The organism is Streptomyces sp. NPDC058619 (genome assembly GCF_042717785.1).
Lineage (GTDB): Bacteria > Actinomycetota > Actinomycetes > Streptomycetales > Streptomycetaceae > Streptomyces.
This window is the reverse complement of the sequence record NZ_JBHXQN010000007.1, coordinates 130,122-143,705: the sequence shown is the minus strand read 5'-3', so window position 1 is coordinate 143,705 and position 13,584 is coordinate 130,122. Positions and strand designations below refer to the sequence as shown.

10 protein-coding genes and 1 pseudogene are annotated in these 13,584 nt (G+C 75.3%); 7 read left to right on the top strand and 4 right to left on the bottom strand.

What is annotated here, in order from left to right:
* The first annotated feature begins 11 nt into the window (after positions 1–11).
* Complete coding sequence (locus ACFWTC_RS09965) at positions 12–788, top strand: helix-turn-helix domain-containing protein (RefSeq protein ID WP_384026637.1); 777 nt, start codon at positions 12–14, stop codon at positions 786–788.
* On the opposite strand, the gene ACFWTC_RS09960 is transcribed toward ACFWTC_RS09965, so the two are convergent.
* On the bottom strand, positions 689–1,120 hold the full coding sequence (locus ACFWTC_RS09960) for a VOC family protein (RefSeq protein WP_384026634.1): 432 nt from the start codon (positions 1,118–1,120) through the stop codon (positions 689–691). The genes ACFWTC_RS09965 and ACFWTC_RS09960 overlap by 100 nt on opposite strands.
* 366 nt (positions 1,121–1,486) lie before the next feature.
* Between ACFWTC_RS09960 and rsgA the strand changes: the two genes are divergently transcribed.
* Positions 1,487–2,599 (top strand): ribosome small subunit-dependent GTPase A, encoded by a 1,113-nt coding sequence (gene rsgA / locus ACFWTC_RS09955; protein ID WP_383919007.1) that lies wholly within the window; start codon positions 1,487–1,489, stop codon positions 2,597–2,599.
* Between the two features lie 352 nt (positions 2,600–2,951).
* The gene (locus tag ACFWTC_RS09950) at positions 2,952–3,485 is read left to right on the top strand and encodes a putative immunity protein (RefSeq protein ID WP_384026631.1); all 534 of its coding nucleotides are present in this window, start codon (positions 2,952–2,954) and stop codon (positions 3,483–3,485) included.
* 61 nt (positions 3,486–3,546) lie between these two features.
* Here ACFWTC_RS09950 and ACFWTC_RS09945 read toward each other — a convergent pair whose 3' ends face one another.
* From ACFWTC_RS09945 to ACFWTC_RS09935, 3 genes are all read right to left on the bottom strand, one after another.
* Positions 3,547–4,725, bottom strand: coding sequence for a cation diffusion facilitator family transporter (locus ACFWTC_RS09945; RefSeq protein WP_384026628.1), 1,179 nt, complete (start codon positions 4,723–4,725; stop codon positions 3,547–3,549).
* 230 nt (positions 4,726–4,955) lie between these two features.
* Positions 4,956–5,441 carry a DUF456 domain-containing protein gene (locus ACFWTC_RS09940; protein ID WP_383918999.1) on the bottom strand — a complete coding sequence of 162 codons (486 nt, stop codon included), beginning with the start codon at positions 5,439–5,441 and terminating at the stop codon, positions 4,956–4,958.
* A 24-nt stretch (positions 5,442–5,465) separates the two neighbouring features.
* Positions 5,466–6,443 carry a helix-turn-helix domain-containing protein gene (locus tag ACFWTC_RS09935; protein ID WP_384026673.1) on the bottom strand — a complete coding sequence of 326 codons (978 nt, stop codon included), beginning with the start codon at positions 6,441–6,443 and terminating at the stop codon, positions 5,466–5,468.
* 491 nt (positions 6,444–6,934) lie between these two features.
* Here ACFWTC_RS09935 and ACFWTC_RS09930 point away from each other — a divergent pair.
* From ACFWTC_RS09930 to ACFWTC_RS09915, 4 genes and pseudogenes are all read left to right on the top strand, one after another.
* A pseudogene (locus ACFWTC_RS09930) lies at positions 6,935–8,146 on the top strand (S8 family serine peptidase); the annotation flags it as partial.
* Positions 8,147–8,715: 569 nt separating this feature from the next.
* On the top strand, positions 8,716–9,453 hold the full coding sequence (locus ACFWTC_RS09925; RefSeq protein WP_384026622.1) for a hypothetical protein: 738 nt from the start codon (positions 8,716–8,718) through the stop codon (positions 9,451–9,453).
* A gap of 1,158 nt (positions 9,454–10,611) precedes the next feature.
* Positions 10,612–11,580, top strand: coding sequence for a protein phosphatase 2C domain-containing protein (locus ACFWTC_RS09920; protein WP_384026619.1), 969 nt, complete (start codon positions 10,612–10,614; stop codon positions 11,578–11,580).
* An 84-nt stretch (positions 11,581–11,664) separates the two neighbouring features.
* On the top strand, positions 11,665–13,407 hold the full coding sequence (locus ACFWTC_RS09915; protein ID WP_384026617.1) for a pyruvate dehydrogenase: 1,743 nt from the start codon (positions 11,665–11,667) through the stop codon (positions 13,405–13,407).
* Positions 13,408–13,584: the final 177 nt, after the last annotated feature.

Below are 13,584 nucleotides of genomic sequence, written 5' to 3'. Positions count from 1 at the left end.
AGCCTGGTCACATGTACGAGGAGGCACGCTCGGCGGCCGTCCCAGGAGCCGTGCTGTGGCGGGCCGGGGCCCCCGGCGGCGGCCCCGGGGGCATGGTGCTGCCCGACGGCTGCATGGACCTGCTGTGGGCGGACGGGCGGCTGCTGGTCGCCGGCACCGACACCCGGCCGCACCCGGCCGGGGAGGTCCCGGGCGGCGCCTTCGCCGGGATCCGGTTCGCGCCCGGCACCGCCCCCGCCCTGCTCGGCGTCCCCGCGCACGTCCTGCGGGACCGGCGCGTGGAGCTCGCCGAGCTCTGGCCGGCCCGCGAGGTGCGCCGCCTCACCGGGCTCGTCTGGTCGTACGGGGACCCGCGCGCCGGGCTGGAGGCGCTGGCCGCGCGGCGCGCCGCCGGGGCCGGACCGCCCGACCCGCTCGCCGCCGAGGTCGCGGCCCGGATCCGGGCGGGGGAGGCGGTGGCCGCGGTCGCCGCGGCGGTCGGCCTCGGGGAGCGGCAGTTGCACCGGCGCTCGCTCGACGCCTTCGGGTACGGCCCCCGCACGCTGGGCCGGGTCCTGCGGCTGCGCCGGGCCCTGGCCCTCGCCCGGTCCGGCACGGGCTACGCCGAGGTCGCGCACGCCGCCGGGTACGCCGACCAGGCGCACCTGGCCCGCGAGGTCCGCGCGCTGGCGGGGACGACGCTGACCGCCTACACCGCGGCCGCCGGCGTGGCCGGGGCGTCCGGCCCGGGCTCCGAGGCGGCGAACAGCGAGACACCGCAGCCGTCCGGGTCGAGGACCACCGCGTAGCGCTGGCCCCAGAAGGCGTCCCACGGCTTCAGGTGCCCGGGGTACCCCGCCGCGGTCAGCTCGGCGTACAGCGCGTCCACCTCGGCGGGGGAGTCGCACAGGAAGGCCAGGTCGCGGCGGCCGTCGCCGGTGGGCCGGACCCAGGACGGGTCGAAGGAGCGGACGACGTCCTCCGTGTCCCACCCGATCCGCAGCCCGCCGGGGAGCACGGCCTCCACGTGCGCCTGTTCCTCGGCGCCCGCCGGGACGTCGAGGCCGAGACGGCGGTAGAAGGCGAGCGAGGCGGCCATGTCGGAGACGACCATGCCGATCATGTCGAGTCGAGGAGTCATGACGGCAGCCTAGGCACCGCCCTCGGCCCCCGTCTTGAAGGAAACGGACACCGCGGCGCGCCGCGAGAGCTGTCGCCCTTCGGCACCGGAAAGCCGCCTGCCCGGGCACGCGGGCCCCGCCGCGGAGCGGCGGAAAAAGAAGTGGCCCCCGCGCGCGGGATCTTGTTACGGTGAAGCCGTTCCCGCCGACCGGTGCGGAGCACTCAGCACGTGCATGACCCGGAGGTGAGTTCGTTGATGACTGTCGTCGCGCAGGGCGCTGCCCGCACTAAGACCATCAATGTCACTTCCGTGGTCTCCGGCTGACCTCACACACCTGCACGCGCCGAGCGCGTGCCGCCGGGGCCACCCTGTGAAGGGTTCCCCTTGTCTTTCTCCTCTTCCTTCCCGCAGTCCACCCCGCTCCCGCACGCCCTCGCCCCCTACGGCTGGGACGCGGCGTGGGAGGCCGAGTTCACCCCGTACGCCGAGCAGGGCCTCGTGCCCGGCCGCGTCGTACGGGTCGACCGGGGCCAGTGCGACGTCATGACCGCGGACGGCGCGGTCCGCGCCGACACCGCCTTCGTCACGCCGCACGATCCGCTCCGGGTCGTCTGCACCGGTGACTGGGCCGCCGTCGAGACGCACGGCAACCCGCGGTACGTGAAGGCGTACCTGCCCCGCCGGACCGCCTTCGTACGGTCCACGTCCTCGCAGCGCTCCGAGGGCCAGATCCTCGCCGCCAACGTCGACCACGCGATCATCGCCGTCTCCCTCGCCGTCGAACTCGACCTCGGGCGCATCGAGCGCTTCCTGGCGCTGGCGTGGGAGTCGGGCGCGCTGCCGCTGGTCGTCCTCACCAAGGCGGACCTGGTCCCCGACCCGGCGACGCTCGCCCACCTGGTCCAGGACGTGGAGAACACCGCGCCCGGGGTCCAGGTGCTCACCGTCTCCTCCCACACGGGGGAGGGCACGGACGTCCTGTCGGCCGTCGTCGCGGGCGGTACGAGCGTCCTGCTCGGCATCTCCGGCGCCGGCAAGTCCACCCTGGCCAACACCCTGCTCGGCGCCGACGTGATGGAGGTGCAGGAGGCGCGCGACGTCGACGGCAAGGGCCGCCACACGACGACGACGCGCAACCTGCTCGTCCTCCCCGGCGGCGGCGTCCTCATCGACACCCCCGGACTGCGGGGGGTGGGACTCTGGGACGCCGAGGCCGGCGTCGGCCAGGTCTTCGCGGAGATCGAGGAGTACGCGGCGCACTGCCGCTTCCACGACTGCGCGCACGAGGCGGAACCGGGGTGCGCGGTGCTGGCCGCCCTGGCCTCCGGGGAGCTGGCGGATCGCCGTCTGGAGAGCTACCGCAAGCTGTTGCGGGAGAACCAGCGGATCGTCGCGAAGACGGACGCGCGCCTGCGGTCGGAGATCCGCCGGGACTGGCGCCTGAAGTCGGCGGAGGGCCGCGCCAACTACGCCGCCAAGCGCACCGGCCGCGCGTAACCCCGCCGGGCCCCACCACCGGTCCGTGCCGCCGGGCCTCCGCGGCGGAACCCGCCCGTGGAGCCCCCGGCCGGGTCGGTGCCTGCGTACGGACCGCGGTCGGTCCGCCTTCGGCGCCTGAGCGCCGTCAGGCTCCGGGCGGATCGGGCCGACGGCGGTGCCGGGGGCGACGTGGAAGCGGCCTGCGGCGACGGAGGTGCCAGGGACCTCCCCGCCCGGGGACCGGCGGAGTGCGCGATGAGCCCGGTGACCGCGCTTCCCGCCCGCCGACGGGGACACGCATTCCTTTTCGAGGGCTGACCGGGGCGGCCGGCGGTGCGGAGGGCGCGGGGGCCCGCGGCACGATGGGACGGTGGCGACCAGGACAGAAGAGATCGAGCTGAGCAACGACGAACTCCGTGAGATCACGGGCTACGCGGCCGACTGCGCGTGCAGGGCGCTGTCGATCTTCGAGGCGGACCTCCCCGCCGACACGCGCCCCCGCGACGCCATCGACGCGGCACGCGCCTTCGCCGGGAGCGGCCGGCGCACGGCCGCGCTGCGGCAGAGCGCCTGGGCGGCGTACAAAGCCGCACAGGAGGCCGCTTCGCCCGCCGCGGCCGACGCGGCGCGAGCGGCGAGCCACGCGGCCGCCGCCGCGTACCTGCACCCCAAGGCCAGCGCCCATCAGGTGAAACACATCCTCGGCGCCGCGGCCCACGCGGCGCGGGCGGAAGAACTGGCGGCCGGGGACGGCGGGTCCGGCGCCGAGGGGACCCTGGAGTGGGCGGGCCGGCACGCCCCCGCCGCCGTCGGCGCGGTCCTCGGCCGCCTGCCCGCCGCACCTCCCGGCGGCGGGCGCGTAGGGGAGTTCATCCGCGACCTCGACACCGCCCTGCGCCCCTGAGCCCGCCGCCGACGTCCGGACCCCGGGCCTGACCGGCGGGCCTACGGGTCCGGCCCGTGGCTCAGGCCGGCGCCGGGCGGGCGGTGTGGTGGGCCAGGGGCGTGTGGGGGTCGCCGTCGGAGGTGGGGGCGTGGTCGGTGTGGACCGTCGCCGCGGTCAGCCGGGGTACCGCGTGGATCAGGGCGTGCTCGGCGGCCACCGCCAGCGCGTGCGCCCGTACCACCGTCAGTCGGGGGTCGACCACGATGTCCGCTTCGGCCCGCAGCGCGTGGCCGATCCACCGCATCCGCACCCGCCCCACGTCCAGTACGCCGTCCACCGAGCGCAGCGCGGCCTCCGCCGCGTCGACGAGGGCCGGATCGACCGAGTCCATCAGCCGCCGGCAGACCTCGCGGGCGGCGTCCCCCAGGACCAGCAGGATGGCCAGGGTGATCAGCAGCCCGGCCACCGGGTCGGCGGCCCGCCAGCCCAGGGCCGCGCCACCGGCCCCCAGCAGGACGGCCAGGGAGGTGAAGCCGTCCGTACGGGCGTGCAGGCCGTCGGCGACCAGCGCGGCCGAGCCGATCCTGCGGCCCGTGCGGATGCGGAGCCGGGCGACCCACTCGTTGCCGGCGAAGCCGGCGAGCGCCGCGCCCGCGACCGCCCACAGGTGGGTGACGTCCCGGGGGTTGAGCAACCGGTCCACGGCCGTCCAGGCGGCCAGGGCCGCGGACGCCGCGATGGTCGCCACGATGACGATGCCCGCCAGGTCCTCGGCGCGGCCGTACCCGTAGGTGTAGCGGCGGGTCGCCGCCCGACGGCCGAGGACGAACGCGATGCCCAGCGGGACGGCGGTCAGCGCGTCGGCGGCGTTGTGGACCGTGTCGCCGAGGAGCGCCACCGACCCGGACAACAGGACGATCGCCGCCTGGACGACGGTGGTCAGACCGAGCACGACCAGGGAGATCCACAACGTCCGCATGCCCTCGCGGGAGGTCTCCATCGCGGCGTCGACCTTGTCGGCGGCCTCGTGGCCGTGCGGCCGGAGGAGGTGGGCCGCCCGGTGCCGCCACCGGGGCGTGCCGCCCCCGGGACCGCCCTGTGGCGCGTGCGCGAGCCCGTGAACGGCGTGCGGGGCGTGACCGGGCCCGTCGTGATCATGTCCCGTGTGGCCGTGGCCGTGGCCGTGCCCGGGGCCGTGCCCGGGGCCGTGCCCGGGGCCCAGTGCGTCGTGTCCGTGCGTGTGCCCGTGACCCTCCATCCGGCCCACGGTGGCACAGGGATCCGATTGCGGCCATCACCGTCCTACACGCCGTGACCAGCTGCGATGCCTTCGCAGCAGCGCCCGTGGCGCCAGAGCGGAGGTACGCCGACTCCGGGGCGGGGTGGGGCGGGGGCTGCGAGGCCGGCGGAGATGACTGGTTTCGAGGGCTTCAGCGCGGCGGGGGCGCCCGGCGCAGGCCCCGCGCACCCCGGGCCCCGCCGGACCACCTACGCCCCGGCCACCACCGCCCCCACCCAGGCCCCCACCACCGCCAGGCACGCGAACAGCTCGACCAGCACGCTCGTCCCCACGGCCCGCATCACCGACCGCACCGAGGCCCACGCCTCCCCGTGCGTTCCGAGCCGGAGCCGCTCGCACAGGTAGATGCCGCCGACGAAGCCCGGAACCGCCCCCACCACCGGGACCAGTACGAAACCCAGAACCGCCCCCGCACCCGCGTAGACCGCGGTCCGGGGAGAGACCGCCGCGCCCCGCGGTCGCCGCGGGGGGAGCAGCCACTTCACCACCTGAACCACCAGCATCAGAACCGTCGCCGCGACCAGCAGGATCCACGCCAGGTCGGACCGTTCGCGGATCGCCCACCACATCAGCCCCGCCCACACCAGCCACGTACCCGGCACTCCGGGGACCAGCACCCCCACCACCCCGAGCAGCAGCACCAGCCCCACCAGGAGCAGCTGCGGCAGATCCATCTGTCCAGCCTGACCGACCGGGACCTATCGGGCCACCCAGCCCCGCTCGTACGCGTGCCAGCCCAGCTGCAGCCGGGTCGTCACCCCCGCGACCTCCATCAGGCCCTTGACCCGCCGCTGCACCGTGCGCAGGCCCAGCTCCAGCTGCTTCGCCACGCTCGCGTCCGTCATGCCAGCCAGCAGCAGCGACAGGATCTCCAGGTCGGTGGTGTCGGGGCTGCCGCCGGACTCCTCCGCCGAGCCCGCCGCCCCCAGCCGCAGCGGCAGGGACTCCCTCCACACCGCCTCGAACAGGCCCGTCAGGGACTCCAGCAGCCCCGACGCGTGCACCACCAGCGCCGCCGGTTCCGCGCCGCGCGCCGTCAGCGGCACCATGGCGAGGGTGCGGTCCGCGATCACCAGCTTCGTCGGGACCTGCCCCGTCACCCGGACCCGCTCGCCCCGCGCCAGCGCCGTCGACGCCTCCCGGATCCCGCTCGGCAGGGTCAGCACCTCCCGCTCGATCACCACCCGGTAGTCGACCCCGCGCACGGCCGCCCGGTCCTCCGCCACGTTGTCGGTGCCCGTCACCACCTGCGGGCGGCCGGTGACCAGCGCGCACACCTCCTCCACCGCGCCCAGCTGGAGCTGGTGGAAGCGGTGCGCCACCGCGCTCGCGCCCTGCACCACCTCCACCAGGTCGTGCACGGCCGGCTCGGCGGCCTCCGCCCGGTACTCCTCCGCCAGCAGCACCGCCGCCAGCTCCGCCTGCTCCAGCTCGTGCCGCTGCTGCGTCAGCAGGGCCCCCAGGGCGACCCCCGGCGGCGCCGCCACCCAGCGCCCCGGCCGGGCCGAGGACTGGGCCGCCAGCCCGTGCCGCTCCAGGTGCCGCAGCGCCCGCTCGGTCTGCGGCACCGGCAGGGTCAGCCGGTGCGCGAGGTCGGGCACCTCCGCCGCCCCCAGCGCCACCAACACGCGGTACGCCGACTCCTGGCCCTCGTCCAGGCCTATCGCACCCAGCAACCCGTCCACCCCACCTCTCCACGCGGCGCCTGGCGGGAAGCGGCCACGGCGCAAACCCGCCGCGGACATCATCGCCGCACCCTCCGCCTCTCTGCCAAGGTCATGCCACCGCAGCACCAACATCCGCTGGCCAGAAGCCATTTACGCGGCAGCTTTGCCGTGCAATGCAGTAGTTGGCCGGAATTCACCTGGGGAGAGCGATGCGCCCGATATCGCGCACGGCACTGGGAGCGGCCACGGCGGCCGTCCTGGCCGTCACCGCCGTGGGCCCGTCCACGGCACAACCGAGCGACGGAGCGCCGGGCAGAAGACCCGTCACCGGAAGCGAAGCGGCCGGGAAGCAGCCCGCGGCCCCCGTCACCGTGACCCTGGTCACCGGCGACCGGATCCTGGTCTCCACCGACGCCGCCGGCCGCACCGCCGCCACCGCGATGCCGCGCGAGGACGGCTCGCAGCCGCTCGTACAGACCCGCCAGTCCGGCAAGGACCTCTACGTCTACCCCGAGGACGCCGTCGCCCCGCTCGCCTCGGGCAAGGTCGACCACGAGCTGTTCAACGTCACCGGCCTCGTCCGGCAGGGCTACGACGACGCGCACAGCAAGAAGCTCCCGCTGATCGCCGTCTACGACGCCTCCGTGAACGTGGCGCGCAGCGCCCCGCCCGCACCCCGCGGCGCCGACCGCTCCCTGGTCCTCGACTCCATCGGCGCCGTCGCGCTCTCCGCCGACAAGCAGCAGGCCGCCGCCTTCTGGGCCGATGTCACCGGTACGGACGCCCGCGCCCGCGCCGCCTCCGGTCCGCTGAAGAAGCTGTGGCTCGACGGCAAGGTCCAGGCGAGCCTGGAGCGCTCCACCCGTCAGGTCAACGCGCCCGCCGCCTGGGCCGCCGGGTACGACGGCAAGGGCACCAGGGTCGCCGTCCTCGACACCGGCACCGACCTGGAGCACCCCGACCTCAAGGGCCGCGTCGGAGCGTCGAAGAACTTCACCGCCCCCGGCGTCGGGATCTCGGCCGCCGCCGCCGGCGGACGCGGGGTGTACGCCTACCAGTCCATGTCCGGCACCTCGATGGCCACCCCACACGTCGCTGGCGCCGCCGCCATCGTCAAGCAGCGCCACCCGGACTGGACCGCCCAGCAGGTCAAGGCCGCCCTCGTCGGCTCCGCGAACACCCGGGTCCCCGGGGACGTGCGGCAGACCGGCGGCGGCCGCCTCGACGTGCAGGCGGCGATCGGCACCGCCGTCGTCAGCGCCCCCGCGGTGCAGGGCGGCTCGTACAACTGGCCCCAGGACCGCAGCGACCGGACGAGCGTCCAGGTGCCGTACACCAACACCACCGCCCGGCCCGTCACCCTGGACCTCGCCGTCGAGAAGGTCACCGGCAACGACGGCTCCGCCGTCCGCAGCCAGGTCGCCCGCCCGGAGCGGCGCACGGTGACCGTCCCGGCCGGCGCCACCGTCACCGTGCCGCTCGCCCTCGACCCGGCCGCGAAGCTGGATCGGTCCCAGTACGGGGACGTCACCGGCCGCCTCGTCGCCACCGCGAACGGCGTCCGCGTCTCCACCCCCTTCTCGCTCTACGTCGAGCCGGAGACGGTGACCCTGCGCGTCAAGCTGATCGACCGCTCGGGCAAGCCGGCCGCCGGACCGTCCTCGCTGGACGTCATCGGCACCGACGACGCGAGCGGTGAGCGCCGCTTCAACGAGGGCGCCGCGGACCAGGTCTACCGGGTGCGCCCCGGCGCGTACTTCCTCTCCGCCTTCGTCGGCACCCCCGACGCGGGCGAGGGCGCCGAGCTGACCGACTCCCTCACCTACCTCGGACGCCCCCAGGTCGAGTTGAAGAAGGACACGACCGTCGTCCTGGACGCCCGCAAGGCCGGCCGGCTGGACATCGCGGGCGACAAGCCCCTGGAGGCCCGCAACACCACCCTCGGCTTCGCCCGCAGCTGGGACGACACCTGGCTGCACGCCGGCACCGCCATGGGCGGCCGGACCATCCGCGGCTACTACGCCTCCGTCGAAGGACGCGCCAAGGACGGCGCGTTCGAGTTCGGCAGCTACTGGCGGGCCGGCGCGCCCGTGCTCTCCGAGCTGAAGGTGGCCGGCGGCCCGGTCCTGCACCCGATCACCGCGTCCACCGGCAGCGACAACCTCGACGGCCACGGCAACGCGCCCCTCGTCAACGCCGGTTCCGGCACCCCCGAGGAGCTCGCCGCGGTCGCCGCCAAGGGAGCGATCGTCCTGGTCACGACCGTGGACGGGGCGAGTTCATGACCGGCGAGCAGCGCGGCTACGCCAAGGGCCAAAAGACCACGGCCAGTTGGTACGACGGCGTGACCGCCCCGGTCGCGCCCCGCGACCGCACCGGCAAGGAGGCGCCGGCCGCCGAACGGCAGGGCGACCTGATCGGCTTCGCCCCGGCGATGTGGGGCGACAGCTCCCACTTCGCGCAGCCGGGCTCCTTCGGCGACATCGGCGGCCTCCAGCTCAAGCGCAACGGCGAGGTCATCGGCGACAGCTGGTACCCCTTCGGAGTCTTCGAGGTCCCGGCCGAGGAAGCGCGGTACGAACTGACCCAGGGCATCGAGAAGATCGGCCCGCCCACCCGTACCTGGCAGCGGTCGACCGCGGTCCGGACGACGTGGGGCTTCACCTCGAAGCGGGACGCGTCGGCGTACTCGCAGGGCCTGCCGCTCCTCTTCCCCCGGTACGCCGCCCCGCTCGACGGGAACAAGACGGTCCCGGCGGCGAACGGCCAGAGCGTCGGGCTGAGCGCGACGGGGCACGCGGGTTACGCGCCCGGCGCGCTGAAGTCCGCGAAGCTGTCGTACTCCTACGACGGCGAGAACTGGACCGCGGCGAAGGCGGCTGAGCGCGGCGGCCGGTGGACCGCCGTCGTCGACCACGCGGGAGCTTCCGGCAAGCCGGTGTCGCTGAAGGTCGAACTGACCGACGCGCACGGCGTGTCGGTGACCCAGACGGTGACGCGGGCGTACGACGTCCGCTGATCCGTACGGGTAGAGCGGGAGGGGTCCACCGGACGGCGGTCCGGTGGACCCTTTTCGCGCGTTCCGTGTTCTCCACCCCCGCGGGAGGCCGACAATAGGGCCATGAGTCAGCAGGGCGCGGACGACTGGTGGCAGAAGCTCTACGACGACCCGGACGCGGGAGCGGACCCCGATCCTGGGGACACGCTCGACCACCGCTTCCGCTCGGCGGCGGTCCTGACGACGCCCCCGACGGTCCCCCCGCAGGTGCCCCCGGACGCCACGGCACCCCCGACGAGCGGGGCGGCGCCGCCTCCGGCGGTCGGGGCTGTGGTGCCGCCGGCGGGGTCGGCACCTCCGGCGGCCGGTTCGGCGGTGCCTCCTCCGGTGGGGGCGGCACCTCCGGCGGCCGGTTCGGCGATGCCTCCGGTGGAGGCGGCACCCAAGGCGGGCGGGGCTGTGGTGCCCGCGGCCGGGGCGGTACCGCCGGCGGCTGGAGCGGCATTCCCGCCGGCCGGGGGGGCGGTTCCCTCGGGTGGGGGTGCGGTCCCTTCGGGTGGGGCTGTGGTGCCGCCGGGGGTCCGGGGGGAATCTCCGCCGTCCCCGTCCCCGTCCCCGTCCCCGTCCCCGTCCCCGCCGCCTCCGCCGTTGCTCTCGCCGGCGCCGCGTCCGTCGGGGCGGGCGGAGGCCGGCACCGTTCCGCCGGTTCCGCCGCTCCCGCCCGGGGAGCTGTCCGCGGAGCCCGGCCCGCCGCCGGCCCGGCCGGCCTCCGCGGGGCCACCGCCGCCACCGCCGATGCCCCGGCTCCCGGCCTCCGGCGTCTTCGGGCCGCCCGGACCGCCGCCTCCGCCGGAGGCCCGCCGCCCGGAGACCCCGGCCGCCGCGGTACCCCCGGACGTCACCCCGGCACCGCCCGGCGCAGCACCGTCCCACGCCGCTGGGCCACCGCCCGCTTCACCGCCCGCTGAGCCGGGGCCGCCGCCGGTCCGGCCCGGGGAGGCGTTCCTGCCCGGGCCCCGGCAGGGCTCGGCCTCCGTGCCGCCCGCGCCGGACGGGCCGCCGCTTCCACCCCCGCCCCCGCCGCCCCCCGCACCGCCGGCCGCCGCGCCCGGAGTGCTGCCCCCGCCCCGGGACCCCCGGGCGGGCGGCGCCACCGGCTACGCGCTCGGGGGAGTAGAGGTGCCACCCGTACCCGTACCGGCCGCCGCACCCGTACCCGCGCCGGAGCCCGGGCCGCCCGCCCGGCGGAGCGGGGCGCCGGACGGGGGACCGGCGGAACCCGCCACCGTCCGCCCGGAGGTGCGCCACCTGGGCGACCGCGCCCCGACCTACGCCGCCGAGCCGGGCGCGCTGCCCGCCGCCGACCCGGCGGCCCTCGCCGGGCTGACCCCCGACACCGTCATGGACGGGGCCCGGTACGGCACGTACACCCTGCGCGCCGCCTCCCTGCGCGGCGACTCCGCCCGCTACCGGGGCGAGCCCCGCCGGGACCACCTGCTCACCGCCCGCTTCGGCACCGGCGACGACGCCCTGGTCCTCGTGGTCCTCGCGGGCGGCGACCGGGCCGCCCCCGGGGCCGCCGAGGCCGCCGCCGAACTGTGCCGGACCGTCGCGGCGGCCGTCGGACGCAGCCAGGAGCGGCTGGCCGACGACATCCGCGGGGGGCACCGCGAGGCATTGCGCTCCGGGCTCCAGCGGCTCACCGACCGGGGCTACGGGCGGCTGCGGGCACACGCCGCCGGGCGGGGCCTCGCCGAGGAGGCGTACACCGCGGGGCTGCGCGGGCTGCTGCTCCCGGTGGACCCGAAGTGCCGCACCCGGGTCTGCTTCGGCTCCGGAGCCGGCGGGCTGTTCCGGCTCCGGGCGGGCCGCTGGCAGGACCTGGAGCCCGACGCCCCGACCGCGTCTGAGGAGCGGGACGGCGACTTCCGCTTCCGTGCCTCGGTGGCCCGCCCCGGGGACACCCTGCTGCTCTGCTCGGGCGGGCTCGCGGAGCCGATGCGCGAGGAGGCCGTCCTGTCGGCGGAGCTCGCCGCCCGCTGGTCGGGACAGGAGCCGCCGGGCCTCGCCGCCTTCCTCGCGGACGCCCAGCTGCGCCTCAAGGGGTACGCCGACGACCGCACGGCCGCCGCCGTCTGGGAGGCGTAACCGGCGCATGCGTGGCTGGATGGGAGGCACACGCAACGGAGAACCGGACGGGAACGGACCGGACACCGGAGAGGGCGCCTCCCCATGGCCAAGCAGAACGTCGCGGAGCAGTTCGTCGACATCCTCGTACGCGCGGGCGTCCGACGGATGTACGGAGTCGTCGGCGACAGCCTCAACCCGGTGGTCGACGCAATCCGCCGGACGGATGACATCGACTGGATCCAGGTCCGGCACGAGGAGACGGCCGCCTTCGCCGCCGGCGCGGAGGCCCAGATCACCGGCCGTCTCGCCGCCTGCGCGGGTTCGTGCGGCCCGGGCAACCTGCACCTGATCAACGGCCTCTACGACGCGCACCGCTCGATGGCCCCGGTCCTCGCGCTCGCCTCGCAGATCCCCTCCTCGGAGATCGGCCTCGGCTACTTCCAGGAGACCCACCCCGACCGGCTGTTCTCCGAGTGCAGCCACTACAGCGAGCTGATCTCCAACCCCCGCCAGATGCCCCGGGTGCTCCAGAGCGCCATCCAGCACGCCATCGGGCGCAGCGGCGTCGGGGTCGTCTCGCTGCCCGGGGACATCGCGGGCGCGCCCGCGCCGGAGAAGGCCGTCGAGCAGGCGCTCGTCACCGCCCGACCCACGGTCCGGCCCGGAGACGGCGAGATCGAGAAGCTCGTCCGCCTCGTCGACGAGGCGGAGCGCGTCACGCTCTTCTGCGGCAGCGGCACCGCCGGGGCGCACGCCGAGGTGATGGAGTTCGCAGGCCGGGTCAAAGCCCCCATCGGGCACGCCCTGCGCGGCAAGGAGTGGATCCAGTACGACAACCCGTACGACGTCGGCATGAGCGGCCTGCTCGGCTACGGCGCGGCCTACGAGGCCACCCACGAGTGCGACCTGCTGATCCTGCTCGGCACGGACTTCCCGTACAGCGCGTTCCTCCCGGACGACGTGAAGATCGTCCAGGTGGACATCCGGCCGGAACACCTGGGCCGACGCTGCAAGTTGGACCTGGCCGTGTGGGGCGACGTACGGGAGACCCTGCGCGCCCTCAACACCCGGGTGCGGGCCAAGACGGACCGCCGCTTCCTGGACAGGATGCTGAAGAAGCACGCGGACGCGCTGGAGGGCGTGGTCAAGGCGTACACGCGCAAGGTGGAGAAGCACCTCCCGATCCACCCCGAGTACGTGGCGGCCGTCCTCGACGAACTGGCGGCCGACGACGCGGTGTTCACCGTGGATACAGGCATGTGCAACGTGTGGGCCGCGCGCTATCTTTCCCCGAACGGCAAGCGGCGTATCATCGGCTCCTTCAGCCACGGCTCCATGGCCAACGCGCTCCCGCAGGCGATCGGCGCACAGTTCACCGACCGGAACCGTCAAGTGGTGTCGATGTCGGGCGACGGCGGGTTCTCGATGCTGATGGGAGATTTCCTCACCCTGGTGCAGTACGACCTGCCCGTCAAAGTGGTCCTGTTCAACAACTCGTCTCTCGGGATGGTGGAGTTGGAGATGTTGGTTTCCGGCCTGCCCTCCTACGGGACCACGAACACGAACCCCGACTTCGCCGCGATCGCCCGCGCGGCGGGCGCCTACGGGGTCCGCGTGGAGAAGCCCAAGCAGCTCAGCGGGGCTTTGAAGGACGCGTTCCGGCACAAGGGACCTGCTCTGGTGGACGTGGTGACCGACCCCAACGCCCTGTCGATCCCGCCCAAGATCAGTGCCGACATGGTGACCGGTTTCGCACTTTCCGCCAGCAAGATCGTGCTGGACGGCGGGGTGGGCCGGATGATCCAGATGGCTCGATCCAACCTGCGCAACGTGCCGCGCCCGTAAGACCGCAGGAGTGCGGGTCGGCCCGAGGGGCATGCATCCCGTAGGCCTGTTCGAGAGTCATGGACGCGGGAGGTACATCGCCGTGCGGGTGGGGGCGAAGACCGGAAAGCTGTGGAAGAGGGGGCGGCCCGTACCGCGAGAACCATCGACCGGCGCCGAGGACGGGGGAGCGGTGGA

What these genes read in the sequence shown, in the direction of transcription:
- ACFWTC_RS09965 (WP_384026637.1), top strand. Translation starts at nt 12, where the DNA reads ATGTACGAGGAGGCACGCTCGGCGGCCGTCCCAGGAGCCGTGCTGTGG.
- ACFWTC_RS09960 (WP_384026634.1), bottom strand. Translation starts at nt 1,120, where the DNA reads ATGACTCCTCGACTCGACATGATCGGCATGGTCGTCTCCGACATGGCC.
- ACFWTC_RS09945 (WP_384026628.1), bottom strand. Translation starts at nt 4,725, where the DNA reads ATGGAGGGTCACGGGCACACGCACGGACACGACGCACTGGGCCCCGGG.
- ACFWTC_RS09940 (WP_383918999.1), bottom strand. Translation starts at nt 5,441, where the DNA reads ATGGATCTGCCGCAGCTGCTCCTGGTGGGGCTGGTGCTGCTGCTCGGG.
- ACFWTC_RS09925 (WP_384026622.1), top strand. Translation starts at nt 8,716, where the DNA reads ATGACCGGCGAGCAGCGCGGCTACGCCAAGGGCCAAAAGACCACGGCC.
- ACFWTC_RS09915 (WP_384026617.1), top strand. Translation starts at nt 11,665, where the DNA reads ATGGCCAAGCAGAACGTCGCGGAGCAGTTCGTCGACATCCTCGTACGC.